Below are 23,982 nucleotides of genomic sequence, written 5' to 3' on the forward strand. Positions count from 1 at the left end.
TAATAATTTCATTTCGTATATATTGGGATGAAGAGTAAAAATTGCACCCCTGTTCCGGTATTGCACATAGAATAAGTGATAACTACCCTTTTCCACTGATCATTTATTTAAAACTGGCTTCCAAAGCGATAGTGCAAAAATCCAATTTGGATCGCCGTTCCCTTGATAACTTTGAATCGCTTCATACACTTTTCCCTCATGTACTACTTTATCACCTTTATTGTATGCTTTTCTTGCATCCCATTTTTCATAAGTAGAGTCCTCTAGTTTTGTTGCTACAGTTAAAACATCACTTCTACTAGACTCATTTCCAGCTAAATCAACCGCCGTCACTACATATTTATACGATGTATTAGTTTTTAAATCTTTATCCATAAAGGATGTATTATCCGCTGTCCCAATTTTATTCATAACCCCAGTGCTTTCTCTATATACAACATAATGATCAACACCTACATTATCTTCAGACGCACTCCACATCAAATCAACAGTTGTCGCTGTTGTACCCATACTATGTAATCCTTTTGGTTGAGTCGGAGCCTCTTTATCTGGAGTTTCATTTGTTGTCTTAACCTTTAGTTTTTCACTTTCTTTTGATATGTTTCCAGCAGCGTCTAATGCCTTTATTGTATAGGTATATTCCGTATTTGCTTTTAGTTTTTTATCAGTAAAAGTTGTACCTGGTACCGTACCAATTACTTCTCCATTACGTAACACTTGATATTCTTTTACGCCTATATTATCATTTGAGGCCTTCCATGTTAGTTCAACACTATTGGCAGAAACTTTAGACGCATTTAATCCAGTTGGTTGACTTGGAGCTACTGTATCGGGAGCTTCATTATTTACTAGATTTACATCAATTACATTATAAAACGCATTTGACGTATCTGCTACATCCCATACAGCTAAAATAACATGATAACCATTGCGATCAGTTGGTACATTAATTGTATGTGTTAAATTATTTGATGCTGCCGAACCGTCATGTTTCACAGTTCCAATTGGTTCTAATTCAGCACGTGTTAATGGTTTATTAGGATCCCATCCCTTTTTGGTAATGTAATAATGCCATTTACTTGTAGAATGTGCCGCTGTGTATTTCCATGTAAATGTATTTGCTCCCCCCTTTATTGTGTTTTTGAACCAGCGATTTGATGTTTGTTGGTCAAGAATCCCTCCAAACAGTCCTCCTGCCGAAGCGATTTTCCCATCAATCGGTCCACCATCTGGGAATCCTTTAGGTGCTTCTAGACTTTGAGGTTCGTACATTACATTTCCACAATTTAAATTTAATGCTCCATAATTCTGACTACATAAAGCAGCACGACTACTCGGCTTTTCAACAAACCCATGTGCATATGCACTTTGAGGAATCATTGTAATTGCCGTCACCCCTACAGCTAAAACACAAGCACCAATTCCTTTTTTACTTTTTCTTAATCTTTCTAACTTAGATGTTAACTTCAAATTCATACTCGTCCCCCCAATATATTGTTTATGCTAATATAATAGCAATATAGGGATAAACGAACAAATCACCTACTAATATATTAATAGTTCAATAACATAAACACATTTAGTTTATTTATTAACCTGATATGGGGCTAAATTAAGCAAATTAATTCTATTTTGTAACATTATGTAGTAAAGAGTTTATAAAAAACCAATAAAGATTCACAAAAAATCCAAATATCGATTACTTAATTTTTTACAACCACACCCCACACGATAACTACATTATTAAGCAGGTTTCATGATTTATTACATTCTCTCGCCACCTGACAAAATCAGGTCAAAAACATATCCCTGCATATTATCGATTAGTTCAACCACATCTGGATTTTTATCGTTGCTCAGCGACCAATTGATTGACACCATTGCGTTTGCTGTATACAACTGAGCTACAAAGTCAATCGGCACACTTACTTCAACCTGCTGCTCTTTCAAATAGGAATAGCAGGCATTATATAAAATGGATTCTAATTCTAAACGTAAATCCGCTGAGGGAACACGTACATGGAGTAAAGTTGCAATCTCTTTTTTTCGCGCTGAGATCTTATCGGTTATCATATTAATAGCTTGAGCCACATTTCCATTCTCTATTAATGCGAAACGAAATTCAATTTCTTCCTTGAACCAGCAGACATAATTTTGCACTAATTTTTCCAAAAGATCATATTTATCTGCAAAATGGCTGTAAAATGTGGACTTACTCACCATAGCATGTATGCAAATATCTTTAGTTGTAATTCGCCCAAACTCTTTTTCGTTCAAGAGGGTAATAAGTGTATTAGAAATATTTTTCTTCGTTTTATAAACGCGAACATCCTCTCCCATTAATAATCAATCTCCTTCCCAAAGTTGCTTATCAAACCATTTATATCCTTATGGTTCGATTTCGTACTTCTTACCCTTTCCTGCTTGTTGTTTCTTTAATATACTTCTCTTATCCTTACCTTGTAGTCAAATATAAGGAGGGATTTTATGTTTAAACAGTATGTAAACAACGAACAGTTCAATTTGCAAATTAACCGTTTTTTCAACGATTTCTATCAAGACGATGAGCGGGCAAATCAGGATTTGCAAGCCATCATCCCAAGACTTACAGACACGGACAGCTGGTATAACACTTGGATAGAATATGCAGCAATGCGGGAGCATCAGAAAGACTTCGATCTAGCTTCGGTTTATTATCAGGCTGCCGAGTTTTATATGGAATCATCCGATCCAAAAAAAGAAAAAGTGTACCAAAAATACCGTGAAACTTTTTATAAGGGCTTTCATGACTTTGAGTATGAAACCTATCAAATTCCTTATGAAGATTCCTATCTTCCTGCAATCAAATTCATGACACCAGGCGCATGTAATACACTACTTTTCTTTGGAGGCTACGATTCCTACATGGAGGAAATGATGAAGATGATGAACTACCTCATAGGAATCAATTATAATATTATAGTTTTTGATGGACCTGGACAAGGAACAGCACTGAAAAACGGCTTAAAATTCATCCACAACTGGGAGAAGCCCGTTTCCACAGTCATTGACTATTTCAAACTTGACCGTGTTAGTATTCTCGGAGCTTCTTGGGGCGGCTACTTGGCAATGCGTGCCGCCGCTTTTGAAAAACGAATCGACAAAGTCATCGCCTTTAATATTTTTTATAGTGGCCTTGATGCACTCAAGATGCGCATGCCGGATAATATCTGGAATAAATTGACCACGCTTCTGGCTACTAATGAAGCTGACAAAATTAATACCATGTTTAAACAAATGATGGCCACCAGCATCGACCTGAACTGGAAAGTTAAAAAAGGTATGGAAAATACAGGTGAAAAAACGCCATTTAACTTACTTAAAAACTTTGAAAAACATACGATGGCAGGAATCGGTCAGTTCATAAATCAAGAAGTATTGCTCCTGGCTGGTGAAGACGATCAGTACGTTCCAATTAGCCGATTACCGCAAATCGAATCGGAGCTATGTAATGCAGCCTCCATCACTTCTGTAGTTTTCACTAAGAAAACTGGTGGTGAACAACATTGTCAGGCTGGTCATCGTCACTTAGCTTTTGATGAAATTAAAAGATTTTTGCGACATAAATTATATTGAAAAATATGAAGCGTTTTAGCACTTTCAAAATTTTTCTTTTATTAGCACATTAGAACATGGTGACCATCGTGTCACTACTCAAAAAGACTGATATTATTTTCATAAAAGAAATCCCCCACGTATTTGTGGGGGATTATTCTGCGTTTTACTTATAATGAAATATGTGAAGTTTTGTTTATTTACAAACCTAAAATTCCAACAATCTGACTCGCCTTTAGATTAGTAATATAATAGTACATCTCTAAACCCTTTTTTTCAGCCTTTAGCACCTTACCCCTCATTTTCGATAAATGTTGGGAAACAGTGGATTGTGGAATTTTTAAAAGCTTCGTCAATTGTGTAACATTACATTTTTTATACTGAATTAACTCGTTTATAATTATTCTTACTAAATCAAACAAAAAAATTTGAGTAGCCCCCTATTTATTGCACTAATTATAACTAGAGCTAGCCCTTTCCTTTTCTTTAAATTCCTACTTTAACTAGAACATACGGACGTTAAGTGATATGAATTCATTTTATAATGGGGGAATTTTTCACCTTTTCTAAACAACTTATTACATTATTTTTATCTAATAAGGCACAGAAACAAATTAAAAAACTTTAGTGCTCCTGAAAATCTTCTTGAGGAAAAACGTTTTTAGGGTGAAACGTTTTTCAGGGTACTTTCATACTGACTCTTTTCCTTAAAATGTTTCTGTACCTAATATTTAAATTAACTTATGTCAAAATATTTCGCAATACAAGCGCTAAATGCTACATGGATATATAGAAAATGACACTTTTTATGAGCATACCCCATCAAATACTTATATTAAATATAGAAAGTCACCTTAATATTATTAAATTTGTTAAATTAAATAATGAAAATGGAGAATACTAACTTTATAATTGTCACAATTTAATTTATATATCTACTCTTTTATTACTCGTAAAAACCATTTGATAATTCCTTCAATATTAATTTATGAAATGCAGAGACCATCTAAAGCAACAATTTTCTTACATTAGATTGTTTTTCTATTTAATTTATTTTGTCGAAAAAAGTCGATATTTTCATATTTTTTTCATTTAATTATTGTACATTTGCACATTTAGTGTTAGGATTATGCCTATTCAAATTAGATCCTATTGATTCCTCTTTAAGATTTCTTTATTTTATTTGTGAAAATTAGTTACTTTCTAGTAAATTCCCAGCAATAATACAGCAAACTACACTAATAATAATTCTAAAATTATATTTTCATCTCGTAAATTCATAAAAAGGAATTTACGTCAAACTATATTTTCTATCTGTGTATATTCATTCTTTATTCAAACATGATTAATCATAAGTTCTAACTCGTTAATCAAATTTAAATAACAATTTTGATTCTAAAATAAGTTCAAAATCAAAATAAATATATTGTTATTTCAAAATAATGTTGTAAACTATCTTTAGAATGGAAAGATTTATGTAACAGCATGTTAAGGGGTTACAGGGGGAATAAAAATGAGAAATTTTTTCGATGACAAGTATAAAAATATTGAATTAAAAAGGAGACTATTAAATATAATCAGTGAAATTAGTGAATTAAAAGGAAAATTAGCTGCTTATCAGGAACAAAATCCTGATATATTTACTAGCTTAGAAAAAACCATACCACTTCATTACATAAAAAACTTTACTACTACCTATGAAGATATAAAAGTCCCAAATAAAAGATTAAAAGAACTTATTTTAGATGATATAGTACCTCAAAATATTTCGGAAGATGCTATCTTTTGTTTTTATCAAACACTTACTTTTGTACATAAGAATTCCTGTGATTTATTAATCAATCCAGAGACTATACAGGAATTACATTTTCAATTAATACATTACATTACCTCTGACAGTGCCAAATGGCGCGAAAAACCGTTTACTATTCCAGGTATTCCTGAAAACGGAATGCACTTAAATAGTTACCGCATTCTTCCACATGAGCTTATTCCACAAGTAATGGAACAATTATGTGATCAATATAACTCATTAAATTCTAGTAAGGTCCATCATTCACTTTTATTAATAGCTCGTTTTATATTTAATTTTTATTGCATAGTCCCTTTTAATCAGGGTAACGGCAGATTGGCACTTATGTTAATGCAATTGCTATTAATTAAGAGTGGAAATACATTTGTAAAATATGTATGTCTGGATAAATACATTAAGAAAAATGAATCTGAATATTACAATTCGATTTATAAATCTTCGGTAAATTGGTACTGCGAGGAACATAATAGTAGCTTTTGGTTAAAAACGTTTTTAACTATTATATTAGAGGCGTACAAAGATCTTCATAATACAGTTCTAGATTCTATATGTAAGCATACTAAAGTGGAGAGAATTCAGGATTTTATCCTTAAACAAAAACAACCCTTTACTAAGGAGTGTATTCGTAACACATATCCAGACATAGCAGAGAGTACAATCAGTAAGGCTTTAAATTCCTTGCAATTGTTTGGCCATATTAAGCTAGTGACAAAAGGAAGAAATGCTAGTTGGATTAAAGTTTAACTATACTTGTAAAACACTTACAGTTCAAAAAAGAAAATTATAACTTTATCATTTAAATTCATGCCTTTGGACTCTTATTCATTGAATTTCACTTTAATATATTAAGCTATTATTACTAATTCCTACAAAACGTTTTATAGGAATATTTGTCGAAAAAAGTCGTATTTTACTATTTTTTCTTTATTTTCTGGTTGTAAACGTTTTATTTTCATGTTACCATCTTAATCAAACAATAGATGGTAATAAAAATGAAAATATTTCTTTCCCTTAGAAACATATAAACGTACGGTCATATCAAGAAAATAAGGCCAAAGAAATATTTGATACCTATCCAAATTACCAATAGGAATTTTGCCGCATTAACTTTCTGTTATTTCAGAATAAAACTTCACATTTTGTCCCTAAACAAAATTTGTTAGCGTGCAAAATTCAAATACACTAAAACACTCAAATAAATGAAATGTCCTTTTTTATTGAGCATTGAGGTATGAAAAAATAATTCTTCCTACAAAATTCAGCTGAGTAACATAAAGACATCTAAATTACTACCTTTATCGCCATCTATTGTTGACAACATATTTACCAACTATTAAAAAGAACCTATCAAGGGTTCTTTTTTATTATAATTATTCAAATTTCACTTCTATCTTGATACTTAGATTTCTACACAAATTACATCTACTTTTTTACTCTCAATTATTGAATTTATAATATAGTACTTCAATTTTAGTTATTCTTGATCTCAATCCGTTTAAATTAGTGAATAAAATTCAAACATATAAAAATAATAACTACAACTAATCGTTATATATTAAAGAGGTGTCAATTTTGTCCTTAAATGAAAAGACCCTAGAAACAAAGACAGATAAAACCATTGAAAAAATCCAAACAAGTAACTTAAAAGAACTTAAAAATACATTAGATAACATCTTTGATATTAGTGCAGATTTGATTGAACATCCTTTGCAATTAAAAACAAACACGAATATTTTACTATATTATTTTGAAGGCCTTACAGATGGTGTTGCATTAAAAGGAAATGTTGTTACACCATTATTACAAGAAGTGAATGAAGACAGTCAAATATTTAATTCTAATATTATTGCTACTCATACCAAAATAGTATATACGTGGAATGAAATTAAAGAAGGATTACTTGAGGGACAATGTGTACTGTTTATGGAAGGAGAAAAGAGGTCCCTTCTAATAAATACAAAAGGCTGGGCAGAAAGAGCGATTCAAGAACCCATTTCAGAAGTTACTATTAAAGGCTCACATGATGGGTTTATTGAGAATGCCACAAAAAACATAGGCTTAATTCGTCGATATATTCCTTCTACTGAATTGAAAATTAAAAAAATGACAATTGGAGAACGCGCCACTTCTTTAGTCTATTTAATTTACTTAGGGGATGTAGCAAACGAAGATGTGGTCCAAGAAATAGAAACTAGAATCTGTAAAATTAAAACGGATGCGGTATTGAGCATTGGAGAACTATCTAATTTTACAAAGGATCAAAATTGGACTCCTTTTCCACAGGCTTATTTAAGTGAACGCCCAGATGCCATTTCTAATCATATACTTGATGGAAAAGTAGCAGTGTTAATTGATAGATCTCCTGGTGCGATGATTGTCCCAATGAATTTAATTGGATTTTTTCAGACTCCAGATGATTATAATATACATTGGCTCATTGCATCATTTTTTCGCTTATTACGATTTGCAGGATTTATTATAGCTATTTTTTTACCCGCAATTTATATTGCTATAGTCTCTTTTCACTTTGAAATCATTCCTTTAGATCTATACACTTCTATTGCAACGTCAAGAGTTAAAGTCCCTTTCTCTCCTTTATTGGAAGCTTTTATAATGGAAATCACACTAGAAATGCTACGTGAAGCTGGTATTCGCTTACCACAACCAATTGGACAAACAATTGGAATTGTTGGAGGGATTGTAATTGGGCAGGCGGCTGTTCAAGCTGGTCTTGTGAGTAACGTTATGGTTATTATCGTATCTATTACCGCCATTGCATCATTTATTGTTTCTAATTATGATTTATCAAGTTGTATTCGGCTTATTCGTTTTCCAATGATGTTATTAGCCTATTTTTATGGGATTGTAGGTATTGTTAGTGGATTAATGCTCTTATTTGCTCATTTTGTTTCATTAACTTCCTATGGTTCACCATATGGATTGCCAATTGCACCATTTCGTCTCCAAGAGTTAAAAGATTCTTTTGTAAGATTTCCTATTTCCATGATCACCACCCGCTCGAGTACAGGACAGCCGGAACAAAAAAAGAAAAAAGAAGGTGGTTCGCATGGGGAATCTTAAATTTCAAAACATAACTTTATTTGAATTTATTGTTTTCATCCATTCACTGCAACTTGCATCGGGTATGTTAATTATGCCAAGCCCACTTGCTACTACCGCTGGCACAGATGGCTGGATTTCTATCATTCTGGGATGGATGGTTACTTCTATAATTGGCGTATTTATTGTATTAATGTTACAAAAAAGTCCTAGCAAAAATTTCTCACAGATTTTAAAAACATACTTTGGTAAATGGCTAGGAACAATTTTTCTTCTTTTATATGCCTTTTATCTATTTTTTGCTGGTTTTAATACTTTATTAAAGGCAACTGACATTATAAAAGTGTGGATATTCCCTTCCACTCCTGCTTATCAAATCGCCATATTATTACTATTGCCTTTTATTATTTTATCATTGAGTGGGATAAGGGCTCTTACTAGTTATTCTATGCTTGTTTTCTTCTTCACTGCTTGGATGCCACTATTTCTTCTGTTTTCATTAAAGAGTAACTACAATCCTTTACACCTACTACCTATTTTTAAAGATGGCATATCCCCTATTGTAAAGGCAACAAAAGAAACAATTACCCCTTATGCTGGCTTAGAAATTGCATATTTTATTTATCCGTTCTTACAAAAAAAACAAAAAGCCATAAAAGGAATACTAATAGCGAATACTGGAACCATGTTTTTCTATCTATATGTGACTATTCTTTCTTATATATACTTTAGTCCGGAGGGAATAAAAGACGTAATTTGGCCAGTATTTCATTTGTTAAAAGGGGTTCGTTTTTCATTCATAGAACGATTAGAAATTATATATATCGCTTACTATTTGATTGTATTTTCTACTACAATATATCCGTATTTATTTTTCAGTTTTGAATCTGTGACCATTTTACTTCAAAAAAATGCTCGCAATTGGGTGCTCGTTAGTTTTATGTTTTTAATAGTCGGCTTATTTATTTTTCTAAATCCCGACGTGGATCAATATTTGTTTATATATTCTCTTATGGATATCTTAAATATCATTTTTTTTATTCTATTACCAATCTTTTTTTTCGCATACAGCATTCTTTTCACTTGGTTAACTAGGAGGAAACAACTTTGATTCGAAAATGGATATGGATTGTAACTTGTTGTGTATGTTTAATCGGTTGTAGTCAAAGAATCCCTCTTGAACAGGTTTCATTAATCCTGTTAATCGCCTTAGATAGAACTTCTAATGGAGACATAAAAGTGGGCACAAGCATACCACTCTTTCATCATAAACAGCAAAGAAGTACTATAGAGCAATGGACGCGGGCATCCACTGTATATAATGGATTCAGTAAAATAGATACGAAGTTAACGGGCTATATGACAGCCTCAAAAGCTGAAATCATTTTAATTGGGAAAAAATTGGCCCAAGAAGCAAATTGGATGCAGGAGCTTGATTCTTCTTACCGTGATCCTTACGCTACCATTAATGCTAAAGTAGTACTTGTTGATGGACCTGTAGAAGAAATTTTCACAATTAATAAGCCCGATAAACCATCACTACCATCTTACATAAGTAGTGTAATCGAATCCTCCATTCAAAATAATCAATCCGTTTCTTCCACGATTCAACAATTAATGAGAGAAAAAAATGAAGAAGGAATGACACAAGCTGTTCCAGTTATAAAAAAAACAAAGAATGAAATCGACACGGTAGGAATTGCACTTTTAGATCGACAAGGTAAATATTTAAGCCGTATCCCTAAAAAAAATGTTAAGTTCTTCAATCTTTTAAATAAGCCCAAAAATAAAGGCCGGATGATACTACACCTTGTGCTTCCACCTAAAAAATCCAGCCAAAAACCAAACACTTCTATATTAATACAGAATGCGACTAGGAAAATAGATGTTAATTTTCAAAAAGGAAAGTTTGTATTTAATTTCGATATAAACGCTAATGTAGCTGTAATAGAAAAAACTAACGCACATTTAATTAAGGAGCATTATGATAATAAAAAAAACATACATAATTTAGAAAATGAGGTTCAAAAAGAAATTAATAAGAAATTACAAAATATGTTGTATGAATTACAAAAGAATAAAATTGATCCTATCGGATTATCGTTATATGCTAGAGCTTTTCAATATAACGAGTGGAAAAAAGTAAAAGGAAATTGGTTGCAAGCGTTAGCAGAGGCTAAAATAAATGTAAAGACACACGTCAAAATAAAAGATACAGGGACCATTAGAAATTAGATTAGCCTATTCTTTTATTTGACAGCATTTCTCAGTCGAATTTCCCTTCCTCAATAATTATGATATAAAAGACGCTAATTCAAAGAAAAATCTTTCGGTTAAATGCTAACCAATAGATTTTTCTTTTTTCTCTAACCAGTTCTTTTAAAAGGGCAACAATTTAACTACGGTAATCAAGTACAAGTTTCTAATTTAAGGAATTTAAGAACTTATAACTCTATTGCAGTAAACATGCCAGATCCCATTATCAAAGCCGAAATTCCTAAGTTAAGGGGTTTCGGCTTTTTGAGTTCGTTCGAATATCTTAGTTTTAGTTTTATGTACTTTGATAGAATAGATACACATCAGCATATTTGTGCTTAATTTTATCGTTTAATGCGGCTTTAATAAATCATTTTTAGTTTATATATCCCATACTGATAGTAATTGAATTTTATTATTTATCCCCTTAGATTATTTCAAATGATTCTATTTTCTTCCCATTTGACTCTTTTGATATATTTCAAATTTCTTGATTACATGTTGTATAGGGGAGCCCTTCTTTTTTCCACGTAAGAAATCCTCCCTTTAAATTAACTACTTTCTTTATATCAGCTTTTTGTAAAATGCTAGCTGCTATAGCGGAACGTAACCCCGTTCGACATTGTAAAACTATTGGACAATTTTTCGGTACATCATCTAGCCGTTCAAGTAGATTACCTAAAGTGATATGTATTGCATCATGAAGATGTCCTTCATCCCACTCTTTTTTACTACGCACATCGATAACCTTTACACTTCCATCTTTTATTAACGGATATAATTCATTTGATGTTTTTTCCTTATAAATCTCTAAACTATGGAATCTTTGAATTACCTTTGAAGGTGCAAAAGCAATAATATTATCTAAGCCAATGGACTCAAAGTCTCTAATAACTTCCTCCACTTTAACATTTTCCGCATCTAAAATTATTAAAGTTTCTTTTTTATAATCTAATATCCCCCCACACCAAGTTGTGAAAGAATTGTTATAAGGTATGTTAATTGACTTCTCGATGTGGCCAGCAGCAAAACACTCTACATCCCTTATATCAACTATTTGCTGAACACCCCTCATCACTTCTTGAAGTTCTTCTATTATATAAATAGCAGTAATCTCTCTCTTCTTACGAGTTGGTGGACCATACTTATTTAAATGCTTCATTAATGGAAAATACTTTGGAGGCTCTGGCTGTCCCGTCAATAAATTCGATATAAAATTATCTTCATCATTACATTGAAACGCCCAATTAAACATCTTTTCATAACCTAATGTGGAAGTTGGAATTGCTCCTAATGCTTTTCCACATGCACTTCCTGCACCATGTGATGGCCATATTTGCAAATAATCAGGGAATATTTTTATTTTTTGTATAGAATCAAATAATTGTTTCGCTCCTATTTTTGCGGTATCTTTAATACCAACAGCAATTTCTAATAAATCGGGTCTACCTATATCTCCTACAAATATAAAATCACCTGTGAATATTCCTATCGGTTTATCATTCATATAATTATTTTGACTTGTATCGGTTACTAAAAAGGAAATACTTTCAGGCGTATGCCCTGGGGTATGAATAACATTGAATTTTATATGACCAACCTTAAACTCTGTTCCCTCTCTAACCAAATTGTATCGGCCCTCGTTAAGATTTTGATATTTCCAATCACTATCTCCTTCATCTGATACATATAAATTTGCATTAAAAAGAAGGGAAAGTTCTCTAGACCCAGATAGAAAATCTGCATGAATATGAGTCTCAGCCGCAGCAATTACTTCCATTCCCTCTTTCTTAGCAAATTCTATATATTGTTCTATATAGCGGCTGGGATCAATAACAATTGCTACGCCTTCCTTCTGACAACCAACTAAATAGGAAGCATGAGCTAATTTTTCATCATAAAAATATTTTAAAAGCATAGCTATTCCCTCCAAATGCTTATTTCAAATTACTTCTCGGTTGTTACAACAACTCTCTATCTTTCCTTATAGAATCCCTTTCAACATTAAATTCCAATACATATAGGGCAACATATACCTTTTAAGTAAAAACATACTATACCGTTCTTTCGCTTGATTAAATGGAAACGTTTCTTGAGGCTCATGTTCATAGTTAAATTCAGCGAGTATAAGACTTTTATATCCTGTAACAATCGGACAGGATGTATACCCATCATAATTAGCCTGCAAGTCTCTTCCATTAAGTACGTCCAAAATATTTTGTTTTAAGACAGGTATTTGTTTTCGAATTGCCGCTCCAGTTTTAGATGTAGGTAAATTGGTACAATCTCCAAGTCCAAAAATATTCTTATATTTTACATGCTGCAAAGTATAAGGACTTATATCTACCCACCCCTGATGATCACTTATCTCACTTTCTTTAATAAAGTTAGGTGGCCCCATTGGTGGAACAACATGTATCATACTATATGGTACTGTTTCTCGTTTCAGTGTTTGCGTATCTTCAAAAATTGCTTCTCTCTTTTCAGCGATAATTTCTACTAAGTTTTTATTATAGTTCGTTATAATTTGCTTTCTTTCTAGTACTTGTTCTAATGTTTCAGCATAACGCGGTACCTGAAATATGTTAGCGTTCGCAGAATAAAACATTACTTCACTTCTGTTTTTCAAACCGCCATTACAAAAATACTCTTCTGCTAAATACATAATTTTTTGTGGGGCGCCACCACATTTAATAGGAGTATTGGGGTGGGTAAAAATCGCATTTCCTCCTTTGAATTTTTCAATTTCTCTCCAAGTAGAATCAACATATTTATAAGAATAATTGCTACAAACCCCATTGGTCCCAATAGACTCCTTTAAGCCTTTAATACCACCCCAATTTATTTGTATACCGGCTGCTACAATAAGAATCTCATATTCAAGTAGCATTCCATCATCTAAAAGTATCTTATTTTGATCTGGAAACAACTTAACAACACTTTTAGGAATCCACGTTGCTCCTTTTGGAATAAGTGATTCTTGATCACGCATCGTACATTCCTTTGAAACAATTCCTCCCCCAACTAAACTCCATAGTGGTTGGAAGTAATGTTTTTTAGATGAATCGATAATAGCTATACTTTCTTTCAATAGGGATACATTTCGTAACAAATGTGCAGTAGAAGATAGTCCTGCAGTCCCAGCGCCAATCACAATAATTTTATAATTATCTCTGGTCTTCATTATCCTCTTCCTATCTGAATTTAATTTTTAAGTTAACTAATTATTAGCCTTATTTCATCGTAGTAACAATATTATAAGATAAAAATACTATTATTTTATCTTATTAAAACGAATATTCCGTTAACTTCATCCGTCGACATTACTATATGCGTAAATCCCTTATGTTACTTCTTTAATTTGTTTCAAACTCTACAAACTTTACATTTCTCAATATTAGCCTGTATCCTATCTCACTTTAATGACATTACACTTCTATAGATAATGAAATGCAAGTTTCTTTGGTATGGTTTGTCCATCCTCCTTTTCAGGAGATAGACAAAAACAATCTTATTCCAATAGCTATATTACCTATTCTTTTTTGAATCTTTGTTATAAATATCTATACATGCATTTGAGAACGTCTTTGTTGTTTTTCCAGTCCCTCAATAATGTGAGAATTGCTATTACCATATTTCCCGTAGCCTTTGATTTATAGGGAGCTGAAAATAGTACATACCAACCCGACTGGAATATTGAACACCTCATAACAGGAGATACTTTCTACTTAACTCAACGTTTTGGTAGAGCGCATTTTGGTGCCAAAATGAAGATTTTCAAGGTTCACCCTGACGGTACTTTACAACGCTTTATTACAATTGAACCAGAATTTATTACTACGCCTAAAGGGTTAGAAATTTGGAGAACACCAATTACAAATGTATATACTAAAGGGACATATATTGCAGTAATTAAGTATAACGGAGAATTTACCTACTCAAATCATTTTCAAATTAATTAACTCTTTCCTACTCAATAGCTAGAATTGATTAATTAGGTAGCTATGAAGAATTAAGATCTTAACCAGCTTTAATTGGATTTTACCTTTTTTAATATAAACACATTTTACTTTTAATAGAAGTAAGTTAACTATTATATCCACCTACTCTTCGTATGCAATATTGCATACGAAGGGCCTTAAATATTTTGGTATACTATGCATGTGGATTTTTCATCCAAAATTCCACTCAAACGCATATTTATGTATATGCCGACCCTAATTGCTAAAAGTGAGAAGAATGTTATTCATTCTTCTCACTTTTTTTATTTAAAATGTGTGCTTGTACTTAGGTCTTTAGATATTTTACATTTTGAATCTTAATACTAATCCACGTATGTGAATTTCCTTATAAAAATAAACTCCAAAATAGAATTAATCTTCCAAATTCCACCTATGGAGTCAGTTGTTTTCTAAAAAACATTCCAGCGTTTTTATCAATTGATTTTAGAATAGTTAAATAATAATACCGTATACAAGCTCTGCATAAATTATTCATTTTCTTTTATATAATACCTACCTTTTTACTTCTAATAAATCATTAAACATTGGATTATATTTCACTTTTATATAAATAAAAGCCAAATAGCCGTTCATAATGAACCACTATTTAGCATCTTACTAATAATTTGAATGTTCTTCATGTTAATCTATTTTGTTTAATCCCGTAGAAGTAACTTGATAGGTTCTTTTTTTACCTATATATTCTTGTTTATTATTCTCAAGGTTAATAAGTGTAGCCCGTGTCTTTTCCTTTACTGCTTCCCCTTCTATATGGGTAAACTCGATATAATCTCCCACTTTGACTGGCACAGTTTGTCTTTCAGCAGTTTGCTGTCTATTTCCCACTATTTCCTTATTGTACACAACACTACCGGATGAATTCTGTACTTTGATACTTGCATACGTATTATTAAAATAAGAATGTGGTACGCCTGCTTCTAAATTCACCTGCATTTTCTCTGTTACCCTATTATAATCTACTTTTGCGATTTCTCTATCACTATATCCCTTTAAAGACCAACCAAATTGATTTCCGTCTAAAACCGTTGCTTCTGGCATCTTTTCTACTTTCTTCAGACCTTCTTTTGTAACTTCGTACATTGCTTTTTTTCCAAAGCTCTCTTGTTTACTGTTGTCTACATTTGTGAAAGTAGCTCTATGCACACCTTCTAAATGTGTTAACTCAATATAATCGCCTACTTTAACTGGAACTTTTTGCAATTCAGCATTTTGTTGTTTGTTTCCATAAATGTCTTTCTTGTATACTACTTTCCCTGATGCATTTTGTACTTTAATACTCGCATATGTTTCATTAAAATAATGATGTGGTACGCCTGTTTTTAAGTCAACTTGCATTTCTTCTGTCGACTTATTGAAATTGATTTTAGCAAACTCGAAATCACTAATTCCTTTTAGTGACCATGCAAATTGATTTCCATCTAAAATTGTTGCTTCTGGCATTTTTTCTACTTTCTTCAAGCCTTCTTTTGTGACTTCATACATTGCTTTTTTTCCAAAGATTTCTTGTTTACTGTTGTCTACATTTGTGAAAGTAGCTCTATGCACACCTTCTAAATGTGTTAACTCAATATAATCGCCTACTTTGACTGGAACTTTTTGCGATTCAGCATTTTGTTGCTTGTTTCCATAAATGTCTTTCTTGTATACTACTTTTCCTGATGCATTTTGCACTTTAATACTCGCATATGTTTCATTAAAATAATGATGCGGTACGCCTGCTTTTAAGTCAATTTGCATTTCTTCTGTCGACTTATTGAAATTGATTTTAGCAAATTCGAAATCACTAATCCCTTTTAGTGACCATGCAAATTGGCTTCCTTCTAAAATATTATTTTCATTAGGCACATCTGGTTTAATTGGATTAGAATCCGTACCCTTCCAAATCTCTGCTGTTAAAATCGGATATCCTAATGCAGCCATTTTTTGAATGGTATCGTTATTTGGACGCAATCCCCACTTCTCAAAGAAAGGTATCAAATTTTGTTTGGCTACTTTTGATGCCGAAATCATAAATAATTGTTTTTTATTTTCATCAGTTTGTGGAAGTTCACTTGAAGACATGTCTCTATACAATTGATGCAATTTAGGATAGAAGTCCTCTCCATATGCTAACTGTAGTTGCCAAAGCATAACAAGCTTAACAAAAACATCACTAACTTCGTCATAATTTTTATTAGGTTGTTCTAAGTATTGAAATGCCTTAGTATAAGCGCCCTCCTGTTGCAATCTAAAAGATTGATTAGATGTAAATGCTTTTTCTACAGAAAGGCTGTAAATATTATTTTGTACTTCTGTCATATTATAAAACTTCCAAGGTGATTGCTGTCTCAAATGCCCTGCCTCATGCCAAGGACCCCAGCCATCTTTTATAAATTTATTAATATCTAGCACGTATTGGATTGCATCTCCTACATATGCGGTTCGATAAGAAGTTGCATACATATAATAATCGGGAGAATGATTTTCTTCTACGTAATGAATATAATGTTTATCTACTTGTTCCCCGGATAAACCAGCTACTTTGTCTTGAATTCGAGTAGCTTCATCCATCTTTTTTAAGAGTTGTACAGGATCTGTATTAGAACCTAACAAATATTTCTTAACACGTGCAGGGCTGGCCGTAATTAATACACGTTCTCCTTTTAACTCCACTGCATGTGCATTGGGATATTGGTCCAGCATGTTTATTAAATCTTGTTTCGTATGCTTTCCTAGTTCAAAAAAAGGAGTAGTCGTTCCACCTGTTGTGACTGTTGTTCGAATGGTACCACCTTGTTGTTTATTATAAAAATAAATCATCCCCCCATTTGGAGATTGGATTGTGTTTATACCAGGTTTTAATGTAAATGATTTTATTTTAGAGTCTTCTCTCCAAGAAGCATCATACGAATACGTTCCAATGTATGCTTGAATATTTTGATTTCCTTCTACATTAATCGTTATTTGTTCATTTGGCTTTGCATATAAACCAGTGGGTTCATATGGACTAAATGCCATACTTTTTCTTTCCTGTTGTTTCAGTACCTCAACATCCCCTTTTCCTGGGACTGTATATATTCTGTTTTCTGATTTAACTGACTTTTCCTCTTGCAGTGATGTCGATATTTTTTTTTGCTGCTTTGTTTCCTCTGCAAAGACATCTGATGAAGAAACCATTCCAGTCGTAAGCATAGTTACTGTAGCGGTAGCTGCAAGTATTTTTCTAGTTTTATATTTTGAGTTATTCCCCATATTATCTCCCTCATTTTCCCTTAGTACATTTAAGGATTATTATTTTATTTATTACGTTTTTACACCAAAAATTTTTTACGCTATTTATGTTGTATCTAATACTCTATTTTTTCTCATAATAGTCTCCTTTTCTTTATTTCTAATTGTTTATAAATGTTATTTGATGACACATAAAATAACAACTTTACGATAAACTCATCAATAACAACCTATTATGTTTTGATTTAGTATTCTTAACTTCCATCTAATTGTATAAAAGTATTCAATTAGGAAAATAAGAATATAAAGCTCACTAATCATAGATTAGGTTTTATGGAAAAATTCATAAAAATCATTCACCTTAAAAATTCAAACTTGTATAACTACTTTCTACATATAGGATGGAATTATAAAAATATTTCAATAAAATAAAAGACAGAGGCCTGATGATACCTCCGTCTTTTCAATTTATAAAGAACAAAAAATCATTTTATAACTGTATAAATGCCCTTGCAACAAATACTGTATTCCGCTATTTTTTTGAAGAAACAGGATCCATTTTTAATGTTTTTATCCCTTCTTTTAATGTAAACGCATCCGCTCTCAATGTTTTCCAACTATCTTTCGCTGCATTCAAATTAGGTTTTAGGAATTTGAATTTATTTTGATCCGCTTTTTGGGATGCTTTATCAATATGACTAAGCACTCCCGAATATTGAGAATCTAAATCATGCCATTGTGCAGACATATAGGTAAGTGCATTAATAGCCGATCCAATCGCATTGTGCATTTCATTAATATTATTATACGCAACACCAACTACACGATTTAATGTTACTTTATAATCTATAGTCTGACGTAATTGTGCTAACAACGGCTCTAACGTACCTAAATTATTTCTTGCTACCCCTATCATTACACCACCAGCAATCCACGTAGGAATTGAGGGAATTGATACAGTTATTATTCCATCTGATTCTACTTGTTTAAAATGTCTTACTTGCTCTAAAACTTCATTTAGGCGCTTTTCATCTTCATCAATTCCAGATGCTTGGTTTTTCAGAATCGAATGCAAAATATCTTTATGACCTGCAAATGCTCGGACATCTTCTCCAATACTATCTCTTAACTTAGCCAGTTCTTGTATTAAATTCTGTGTATATGCTTGATTTTGTTTAATCTCACCTTGTAAATCTGTCATGCCTTCTTTTAATGTGTCTGCATCCCCTTCATTAATCGCTTCTACTAATGTGTCATAATAATTGTCGAATTTAGTATCATACTCTACAATCCCCGTCAGTGTATCTAAAAGTTGTTTTTTTATGTGTGAATCCCATTTCGTAGCATGCTCTCTTGCATTCTTTTGATCTTGTAGAATTTGACTAGGTAGATTTGTATATCCTTTAATGTCAATGCCTTCAAAGTTAACATCTGGGTTTTTAATTAACAAATAAGAGTAATCATTCATGGATTTTGCAAATACCCCAGCATCTTGCAAAGCTTTTTTCATCTTTTCGCTGTTTACAGAAAGAGATATATCTTCGGTACTAGTTTGTTCCATTTTACTTTCACTTGCGAAGGCTGCCACTGGAGAAACTACAGTAGTTGTTGTCAGAGTTAAAAACGTCGATACAGCAAGTAGTTTATAAGGAAAGTTTTTATTCATTTTAATTCCTCCTATACATATATATTGATTTTTAATTTGTTTTTTCTTGTTTAAAAGCAATGTCTTTTGAAATGAATTCTGCATCCTTATGAATATCATTCCAACTTTGTTTTGCAGCCTTTAAATCATCAGGTATTAAAGAAAGTTTATGTTCTTGCATTTGGTCGATATTATCATATAGATCTTTATAATTCGCTCCCATCGTATTCCATTGTTGCTGAATACTTGTTAGAGACATAATTGCTTGATCAACTGTTTGATACAAATATGTTAAAGTGTCTTTTGTATTAGTAAGTGAAATAACTGCTTGGTTAGCTAAATCAGCTTTCATACTTAATTCTCCAATTTTATTCGAAATTTCATTATAGGAGTTCATATGATTAGATGCCTCAACACCAGCTGCTGTTCCTAAACCGATACCAGCTGCCCCTAGAGCTGTTAGACCACCAACAACAGCTGGTGTCGCTGTGCCACCGGTCACAACAATTACTACCGCTCCTGCAATCGTTCCAATAACTAAAATAGCTGCTCCTAATCCACCACCAATTGACCAGGCTAATACATTATCAAAATGTGCTTTCTGCGTAGAACGTAAATTCTCAATTTCGGCCTGAAGTTGTGGGAATAGTGCTTGTTTTCCCGCTAATATAGCCGTTAATCCCCCTTGTCCATCTGGACCTCCAACATTATTTTTAAAATCTACAGTATTTGTATACAACTTTGTTTTGAAAGCTTCTAACATCTTAATAACTTCCGTAACTTCATTTGAATTTGTATGAATTGTACCGATTAAATCCCCTATTCCTTCTTTGAGGCCCGCCTTATCTTTCTTTTTTACAGTATCTACTAGTGTGTCGTAATAATTTTGAAATTGTTCATCATAATTTACAATATTACGTGCTGTCTTTTGAATGTTTGGCTTCGCTGTATCTAGCCAGTAATTTGCATTGATTCGTGACAGTTCCTGATTCAGGTGAATGTTTTTGATTAATTCTCCCCCTCCTGAACCTAAATCAATGTTGGATAAATTTACATTCGGTTGCTTAATCATTGTTTTTGCGTACAAATCCATTACAAGAATATGAGAGCCTGTTTCAGCCAACACTTTCTTTAACCCTTCAGGTCCTAACGCATAATTTTCTATTTTCTGTTCTTGTGCTGTCTGTTCTTGTGCAAGTGCGTGAATAGTACTACCATTCGTAGCAGTTATAACTGTTGCTAAAGTGGCCAAAGTTATGACCTTAAATGGAAATTTCATTATTTGATTCTCCTCCTTATTTTCAATTGAGTTATTATCTTTTTATTAAACCTAAATTCTTAATATTAAAATTTATAAACTTGTTCTTCGAGTTGATTTGTTACATTTTTTAGTCGTCTTAATGTATCTTTTTGAGACTGAGTGTTACTAGTATCAACTTCAGTCACTAATTTTGTAATACTATTATTTATTAGATTCAAATCCTCTTTATAACGTTTCATTAGCTCAATTTCTCCATCTACTTGATTAGCAAATGTATGCAAATCATTTTGCATGAAAAGAATCATTGATTTTTGTAAATCTGCTACTGTTAATTTAGTTGTTAAGTCATATAATTTCTGATTTTGTTTCTCTAAATCATTTAAATATACTCTTTGCTCTGCTGTTAGTTTATTAATTTCGGCAAAGGTACTATATGTTTTTTTAATTTTTTCAGGATCAATCACTTTCATAAGATCATACTCTTTCGTTTTTGTAACTGCAGCTGCAGCAATTTCACCTTTTTTACTTTTCTCTATCGCTTCACGTGCTTCTTTTTTGGCAGCTTCAATTTCTATAGCTGATTTTCCCTTTTCTGTTGCTTCCTGCTCTGCTTTCTTCTCTGCTTCTACAATAGTATTATTTATTTCTTTTCCTTTGTTATACGCTACTACCGCTGTTTGAGCAGCCGGTTCAATGATATCTTTTGATAGGCTATAAATCTCTTGGAATACCTTTAGCCCTTGTTCATTTAAAGCTCCTGGTAATAATGCTATTTGCTCTAAATCATTTTGAATTGATTTTTTTGTATTTAGCATTTCATTTTTTAACTTGTCTATTTTTCCTGTTCCCTCTGAACTAAGTACACTCTGTGCTTTTACCACATCTGTATCAAGATTTTTCAGTTTCTTATCTACCTGTAGTTTAAGATCTGTTAACTCATTAATCTGACGTTGCACGTTTTCTTTGTTTGTTATAGTCATATCTTGAAGAACTTCCAGTCTATCTATAAACCCTTCTTTATCTTCCTTATTATCTACAAATCCTTTTAATGTTGGATAATAGCTATTAAATTTGGCTGCAAATCCTTTACTTTTTGAATTTAGTAGAATTAATTTTGGATATAGTTCTGATGACCACTCTTTCATATCTTGTTTAATTAGAAATTGAGTTGTATTTAAAGATGGAACTTCTTCAAGTTGTACATTCGGACTCGCTAAGGCTCCATCTATAAAGGTTTGTGTTAATTTGGAGTGTGCACCTATTTTTCGTAATGCTGAGGAAATATCTATATTATCTTGTTTCGTTTCTGCCTGAACGATTGGCATTGCGAGAGTATTGATAGGAATAGTCGCCCCAGTAACGATTGATGTTATTAAAAATCCTGTCATAATTTTATTCTTCATTCCGTACACCTCTTCACTATTGTTTTTTACAGTTTTAATCGTAAATTTTGTACAACCTAACGTTAGGATTTCATCACACACACTTGAGGATAGAAATTTTTTCGATAGAGTAATCGTATCTCGTTTTTTATTTATTTTTGATATAATATAAGGACCTTACTTCCCCCTCATTTTAAACACTATGTTTTTCATAAGTAAACCTGAAAATCACATTGATTAAATTTAATTTTTCAGATATTTATTATTCGAATTTAAAAATATTATATTTAAAAAGGTTAAATACAAATTTCATTTCATAAAGTGAAATAATTATACTATGATAATTAAACATAAAAATTCTTTGATTCCCTTAAATCTATATGAACCCCTTACTTAAAAATGATTTCAATATAATTTAATAGTGATTAACACATATGTGTCTTTTATATGGATATGTAAAATTACATATCCATATAGGAGTATCTAGCTTAACTACTCCAAAATATTATTATCGTATACATAACAATCATATTGCTACGAACACCACAGGAGAAAATTTCCCTCATGCACTTTAGGGGATAAATTGTCCATGAAATAATAATTTTCGCTTATATACTTACTACTCATTATAGGAATACAAAAAAGCGATTCTTTTCACAGTAAAAAGAATCGCTTTCTAGGTTCCTATTTTCAATTACATTACATAAAGAATTGAGAAATTATCATTTAAGAGCCTTAACTATAACTTCAGCTGCATCTGCAATTAATTTATTATCATAGGTAGCTTCTTTCTCATCTTTACTAGATAAGATCGCAATGATAATAGGTGCCCTGTTCGGTGGCCAAACGATAGCAATATCATTTCGTGTCCCATAACTTCCAGCTCCTGATTTATCTCCAACTACCCAATCAGTTGGTACGCCTGCACGAATAAGTTTGTCTCCTGTAGCATTTCCTTTCATCCACTCTGTAAGAATTTTACGTTTATCAGCTGGAAGTGCATTTCCGACCGTAAAAGCCTTAAGATTGGTAGCAATGGCTTTCGCTGTACTAGTGTCACGAATGTCTCCTGGAGTAGCTTCGTTTAACTCTGGCTCAAAGCGATCAGCCATAGTAACCCGATCACCCATCTGTCTAAGTGCTTTTTCATATCCTTTAGGTCCGCCTATTTTATTAAATAAAATGTTCCCGGCGGTATTATCACTGGAACGAACAGCCGCCTCTGCAATTTCCCCAAGTTTCATGCCTGTATCTACATGTTTCTCTGTAATGGGTGAATATTCCACCAAGTCGTCTTTCGTATAAGTGATAACTTCATTTAATTTCTCAGTTGAGTTTTGCTGTAGCAATACTCCTGCCGCTAATGCCTTGTAGGTTGATGCAAAGGCAAATCTTTCGTTAGGTCGATAAGCAATTGTTCGATTTGTACCAGTATCAATAGCATACACACCTAATCGAGCATCAAATTTTTTCTCAAGTTGAGAGAATTCTTTATACGTCGCATGATTTTTATGTTTAACTGGTCCGGTCTTTTCTTTCGCTTCAACTTGCAATGCCCCTCCTGTAAAAACTTCTAGGCTTGTAAGACTTAAACCTAATATACCAACACATAAACCTATTTTTAACATCCTCTTGTTTTTCAAAATCATCATTCCTTTCAAATTTTCAATACTGAAAACAAGTAGTAAATTCAATACACTGTATCCTATTTGAAAACCTGTTTTTATACGTACACATAA

16 protein-coding genes and 1 pseudogene are annotated in these 23,982 nt (G+C 32.3%); 7 read left to right on the forward strand and 10 right to left on the reverse strand.

Going from position 1 to position 23,982, the window contains the following annotated elements; genetic code table 11:
• Nucleotides 1-99 precede the first annotated feature (99 nt).
• Both MKX66_RS07350 and MKX66_RS07355 read right to left on the reverse strand, forming a co-directional pair.
• Complete coding sequence (locus tag MKX66_RS07350; protein ID WP_002016996.1) at nt 100-1,476, reverse strand: lytic polysaccharide monooxygenase; 1,377 nt, start codon at nt 1,474-1,476, stop codon at nt 100-102.
• Nucleotides 1,477-1,764: 288 nt separating this feature from the next.
• Nucleotides 1,765-2,340 (reverse strand): TetR/AcrR family transcriptional regulator, encoded by a 576-nt coding sequence (locus MKX66_RS07355; protein WP_002016995.1) that lies wholly within the window; start codon nt 2,338-2,340, stop codon nt 1,765-1,767.
• A gap of 147 nt (nt 2,341-2,487) precedes the next feature.
• On the opposite strand from MKX66_RS07355, the gene MKX66_RS07360 reads away from it, so the two are divergent.
• Nucleotides 2,488-3,615 carry an alpha/beta fold hydrolase gene (locus MKX66_RS07360; protein WP_050000495.1) on the forward strand — a complete coding sequence of 376 codons (1,128 nt, stop codon included), beginning with the start codon at nt 2,488-2,490 and terminating at the stop codon, nt 3,613-3,615.
• Between the two features lie 179 nt (nt 3,616-3,794).
• On the opposite strand, the gene MKX66_RS07365 is transcribed toward MKX66_RS07360, so the two are convergent.
• Nucleotides 3,795-4,022, reverse strand: coding sequence for an ArsR family transcriptional regulator (locus MKX66_RS07365; RefSeq protein WP_050551317.1), 228 nt, complete (start codon nt 4,020-4,022; stop codon nt 3,795-3,797).
• Between the two features lie 1,085 nt (nt 4,023-5,107).
• Here MKX66_RS07365 and MKX66_RS07370 point away from each other — a divergent pair.
• From MKX66_RS07370 to MKX66_RS07385, 4 genes are all read left to right on the forward strand, one after another.
• Nucleotides 5,108-6,151: a Fic family protein gene (locus tag MKX66_RS07370; protein WP_098636732.1), complete on the forward strand. Its 1,044-nt coding sequence runs from the start codon at nt 5,108-5,110 to the stop codon at nt 6,149-6,151.
• 828 nt (nt 6,152-6,979) lie between these two features.
• Nucleotides 6,980-8,488, forward strand: coding sequence for a spore germination protein (locus MKX66_RS07375; protein ID WP_002085466.1), 1,509 nt, complete (start codon nt 6,980-6,982; stop codon nt 8,486-8,488).
• Complete coding sequence (locus MKX66_RS07380) at nt 8,475-9,578, forward strand: GerAB/ArcD/ProY family transporter (RefSeq protein ID WP_002127474.1); 1,104 nt, start codon at nt 8,475-8,477, stop codon at nt 9,576-9,578. Before MKX66_RS07375 ends, MKX66_RS07380 begins: the two co-directional genes overlap by 14 nt.
• Nucleotides 9,575-10,702, forward strand: a complete 1,128-nt coding sequence (locus tag MKX66_RS07385) for a Ger(x)C family spore germination protein (protein ID WP_305927537.1) — start codon at nt 9,575-9,577, stop codon at nt 10,700-10,702. The genes MKX66_RS07380 and MKX66_RS07385 overlap by 4 nt, the downstream gene beginning before the upstream one ends.
• Before the next feature lie 502 nt (nt 10,703-11,204).
• On the opposite strand, the gene MKX66_RS07390 is transcribed toward MKX66_RS07385, so the two are convergent.
• Together MKX66_RS07390 and MKX66_RS07395 are read right to left on the reverse strand one after the other, a co-directional pair.
• Nucleotides 11,205-12,641, reverse strand: a complete 1,437-nt coding sequence (locus MKX66_RS07390; protein ID WP_002141829.1) for an MBL fold metallo-hydrolase — start codon at nt 12,639-12,641, stop codon at nt 11,205-11,207.
• A 66-nt stretch (nt 12,642-12,707) separates the two neighbouring features.
• Nucleotides 12,708-13,907, reverse strand: coding sequence for an NAD(P)/FAD-dependent oxidoreductase (locus tag MKX66_RS07395; protein WP_016120229.1), 1,200 nt, complete (start codon nt 13,905-13,907; stop codon nt 12,708-12,710).
• A gap of 523 nt (nt 13,908-14,430) precedes the next feature.
• On the opposite strand from MKX66_RS07395, the gene MKX66_RS07400 reads away from it, so the two are divergent.
• Entirely contained in the window at nt 14,431-14,685 is a 255-nt protein-coding gene (locus MKX66_RS07400; RefSeq protein ID WP_078177185.1) for a DUF5065 family protein, read from the forward strand.
• A 681-nt stretch (nt 14,686-15,366) separates the two neighbouring features.
• Here the strand turns inward: MKX66_RS07400 and MKX66_RS07405 are convergent.
• The 4 genes from MKX66_RS07405 to hblC all read right to left on the reverse strand — a co-directional run bounded on the left by MKX66_RS07405 (nt 15,367) and on the right by hblC (nt 22,264).
• Nucleotides 15,367-17,976, reverse strand: a complete 2,610-nt coding sequence (locus MKX66_RS07405) for a putative mucin/carbohydrate-binding domain-containing protein (protein ID WP_341085855.1) — start codon at nt 17,974-17,976, stop codon at nt 15,367-15,369.
• A gap of 511 nt (nt 17,977-18,487) precedes the next feature.
• Nucleotides 18,488-19,621 (reverse strand): hemolysin BL binding component B, encoded by a 1,134-nt coding sequence (gene hblA / locus MKX66_RS07410; RefSeq protein ID WP_002016983.1) that lies wholly within the window; start codon nt 19,619-19,621, stop codon nt 18,488-18,490.
• A gap of 31 nt (nt 19,622-19,652) precedes the next feature.
• The gene (gene hblD, locus MKX66_RS07415) at nt 19,653-20,882 is read right to left on the reverse strand and encodes a hemolysin BL lytic component L1 (protein WP_142396323.1); all 1,230 of its coding nucleotides are present in this window, start codon (nt 20,880-20,882) and stop codon (nt 19,653-19,655) included.
• A 62-nt stretch (nt 20,883-20,944) separates the two neighbouring features.
• The gene (hblC, locus tag MKX66_RS07420) at nt 20,945-22,264 is read right to left on the reverse strand and encodes a hemolysin BL lytic component L2 (RefSeq protein WP_341085856.1); all 1,320 of its coding nucleotides are present in this window, start codon (nt 22,262-22,264) and stop codon (nt 20,945-20,947) included.
• 607 nt (nt 22,265-22,871) lie between these two features.
• On the opposite strand from hblC, the pseudogene MKX66_RS30835 reads away from it, so the two are divergent.
• Nucleotides 22,872-22,958, forward strand: a pseudogene (locus MKX66_RS30835) (undecaprenyl-diphosphatase); the annotation flags it as partial.
• Between the two features lie 7 nt (nt 22,959-22,965).
• Here MKX66_RS30835 and bla read toward each other — a convergent pair.
• Nucleotides 22,966-23,892, reverse strand: coding sequence for a class A beta-lactamase Bla1 (bla, locus tag MKX66_RS07425; RefSeq protein ID WP_431179596.1), 927 nt, complete (start codon nt 23,890-23,892; stop codon nt 22,966-22,968).
• Nucleotides 23,893-23,982 lie beyond the last annotated feature (90 nt).

The sequence above is a fragment of the Bacillus sp. FSL R9-9530 genome, from assembly GCF_038008145.1.
In the GTDB taxonomy this organism is placed as follows: domain Bacteria; phylum Bacillota; class Bacilli; order Bacillales; family Bacillaceae_G; genus Bacillus_A; species Bacillus_A mycoides.

Bases quoted from the DNA above. Each gene is read 5' to 3' on its own strand.
- MKX66_RS07395 (WP_016120229.1), bottom strand. From the start codon at position 13,907: ATGAAGACCAGAGATAATTATAAAATTATTGTGATTGGCGCTGGGACT.
- hblC (WP_341085856.1), bottom strand. From the start codon at position 22,264: ATGAAGAATAAAATTATGACAGGATTTTTAATAACATCAATCGTTACT.
- MKX66_RS07380 (WP_002127474.1), top strand. From the start codon at position 8,475: ATGGGGAATCTTAAATTTCAAAACATAACTTTATTTGAATTTATTGTT.
- MKX66_RS07355 (WP_002016995.1), bottom strand. From the start codon at position 2,340: ATGGGAGAGGATGTTCGCGTTTATAAAACGAAGAAAAATATTTCTAAT.
- MKX66_RS07370 (WP_098636732.1), top strand. From the start codon at position 5,108: ATGAGAAATTTTTTCGATGACAAGTATAAAAATATTGAATTAAAAAGG.
- MKX66_RS07390 (WP_002141829.1), bottom strand. From the start codon at position 12,641: ATGCTTTTAAAATATTTTTATGATGAAAAATTAGCTCATGCTTCCTAT.
- MKX66_RS07405 (WP_341085855.1), bottom strand. From the start codon at position 17,976: ATGGGGAATAACTCAAAATATAAAACTAGAAAAATACTTGCAGCTACC.
- MKX66_RS07360 (WP_050000495.1), top strand. From the start codon at position 2,488: ATGTTTAAACAGTATGTAAACAACGAACAGTTCAATTTGCAAATTAAC.
- MKX66_RS07350 (WP_002016996.1), bottom strand. From the start codon at position 1,476: ATGAATTTGAAGTTAACATCTAAGTTAGAAAGATTAAGAAAAAGTAAA.
- bla (WP_431179596.1), bottom strand. From the start codon at position 23,892: ATGATTTTGAAAAACAAGAGGATGTTAAAAATAGGTTTATGTGTTGGT.
- hblA (WP_002016983.1), bottom strand. From the start codon at position 19,621: ATGAATAAAAACTTTCCTTATAAACTACTTGCTGTATCGACGTTTTTA.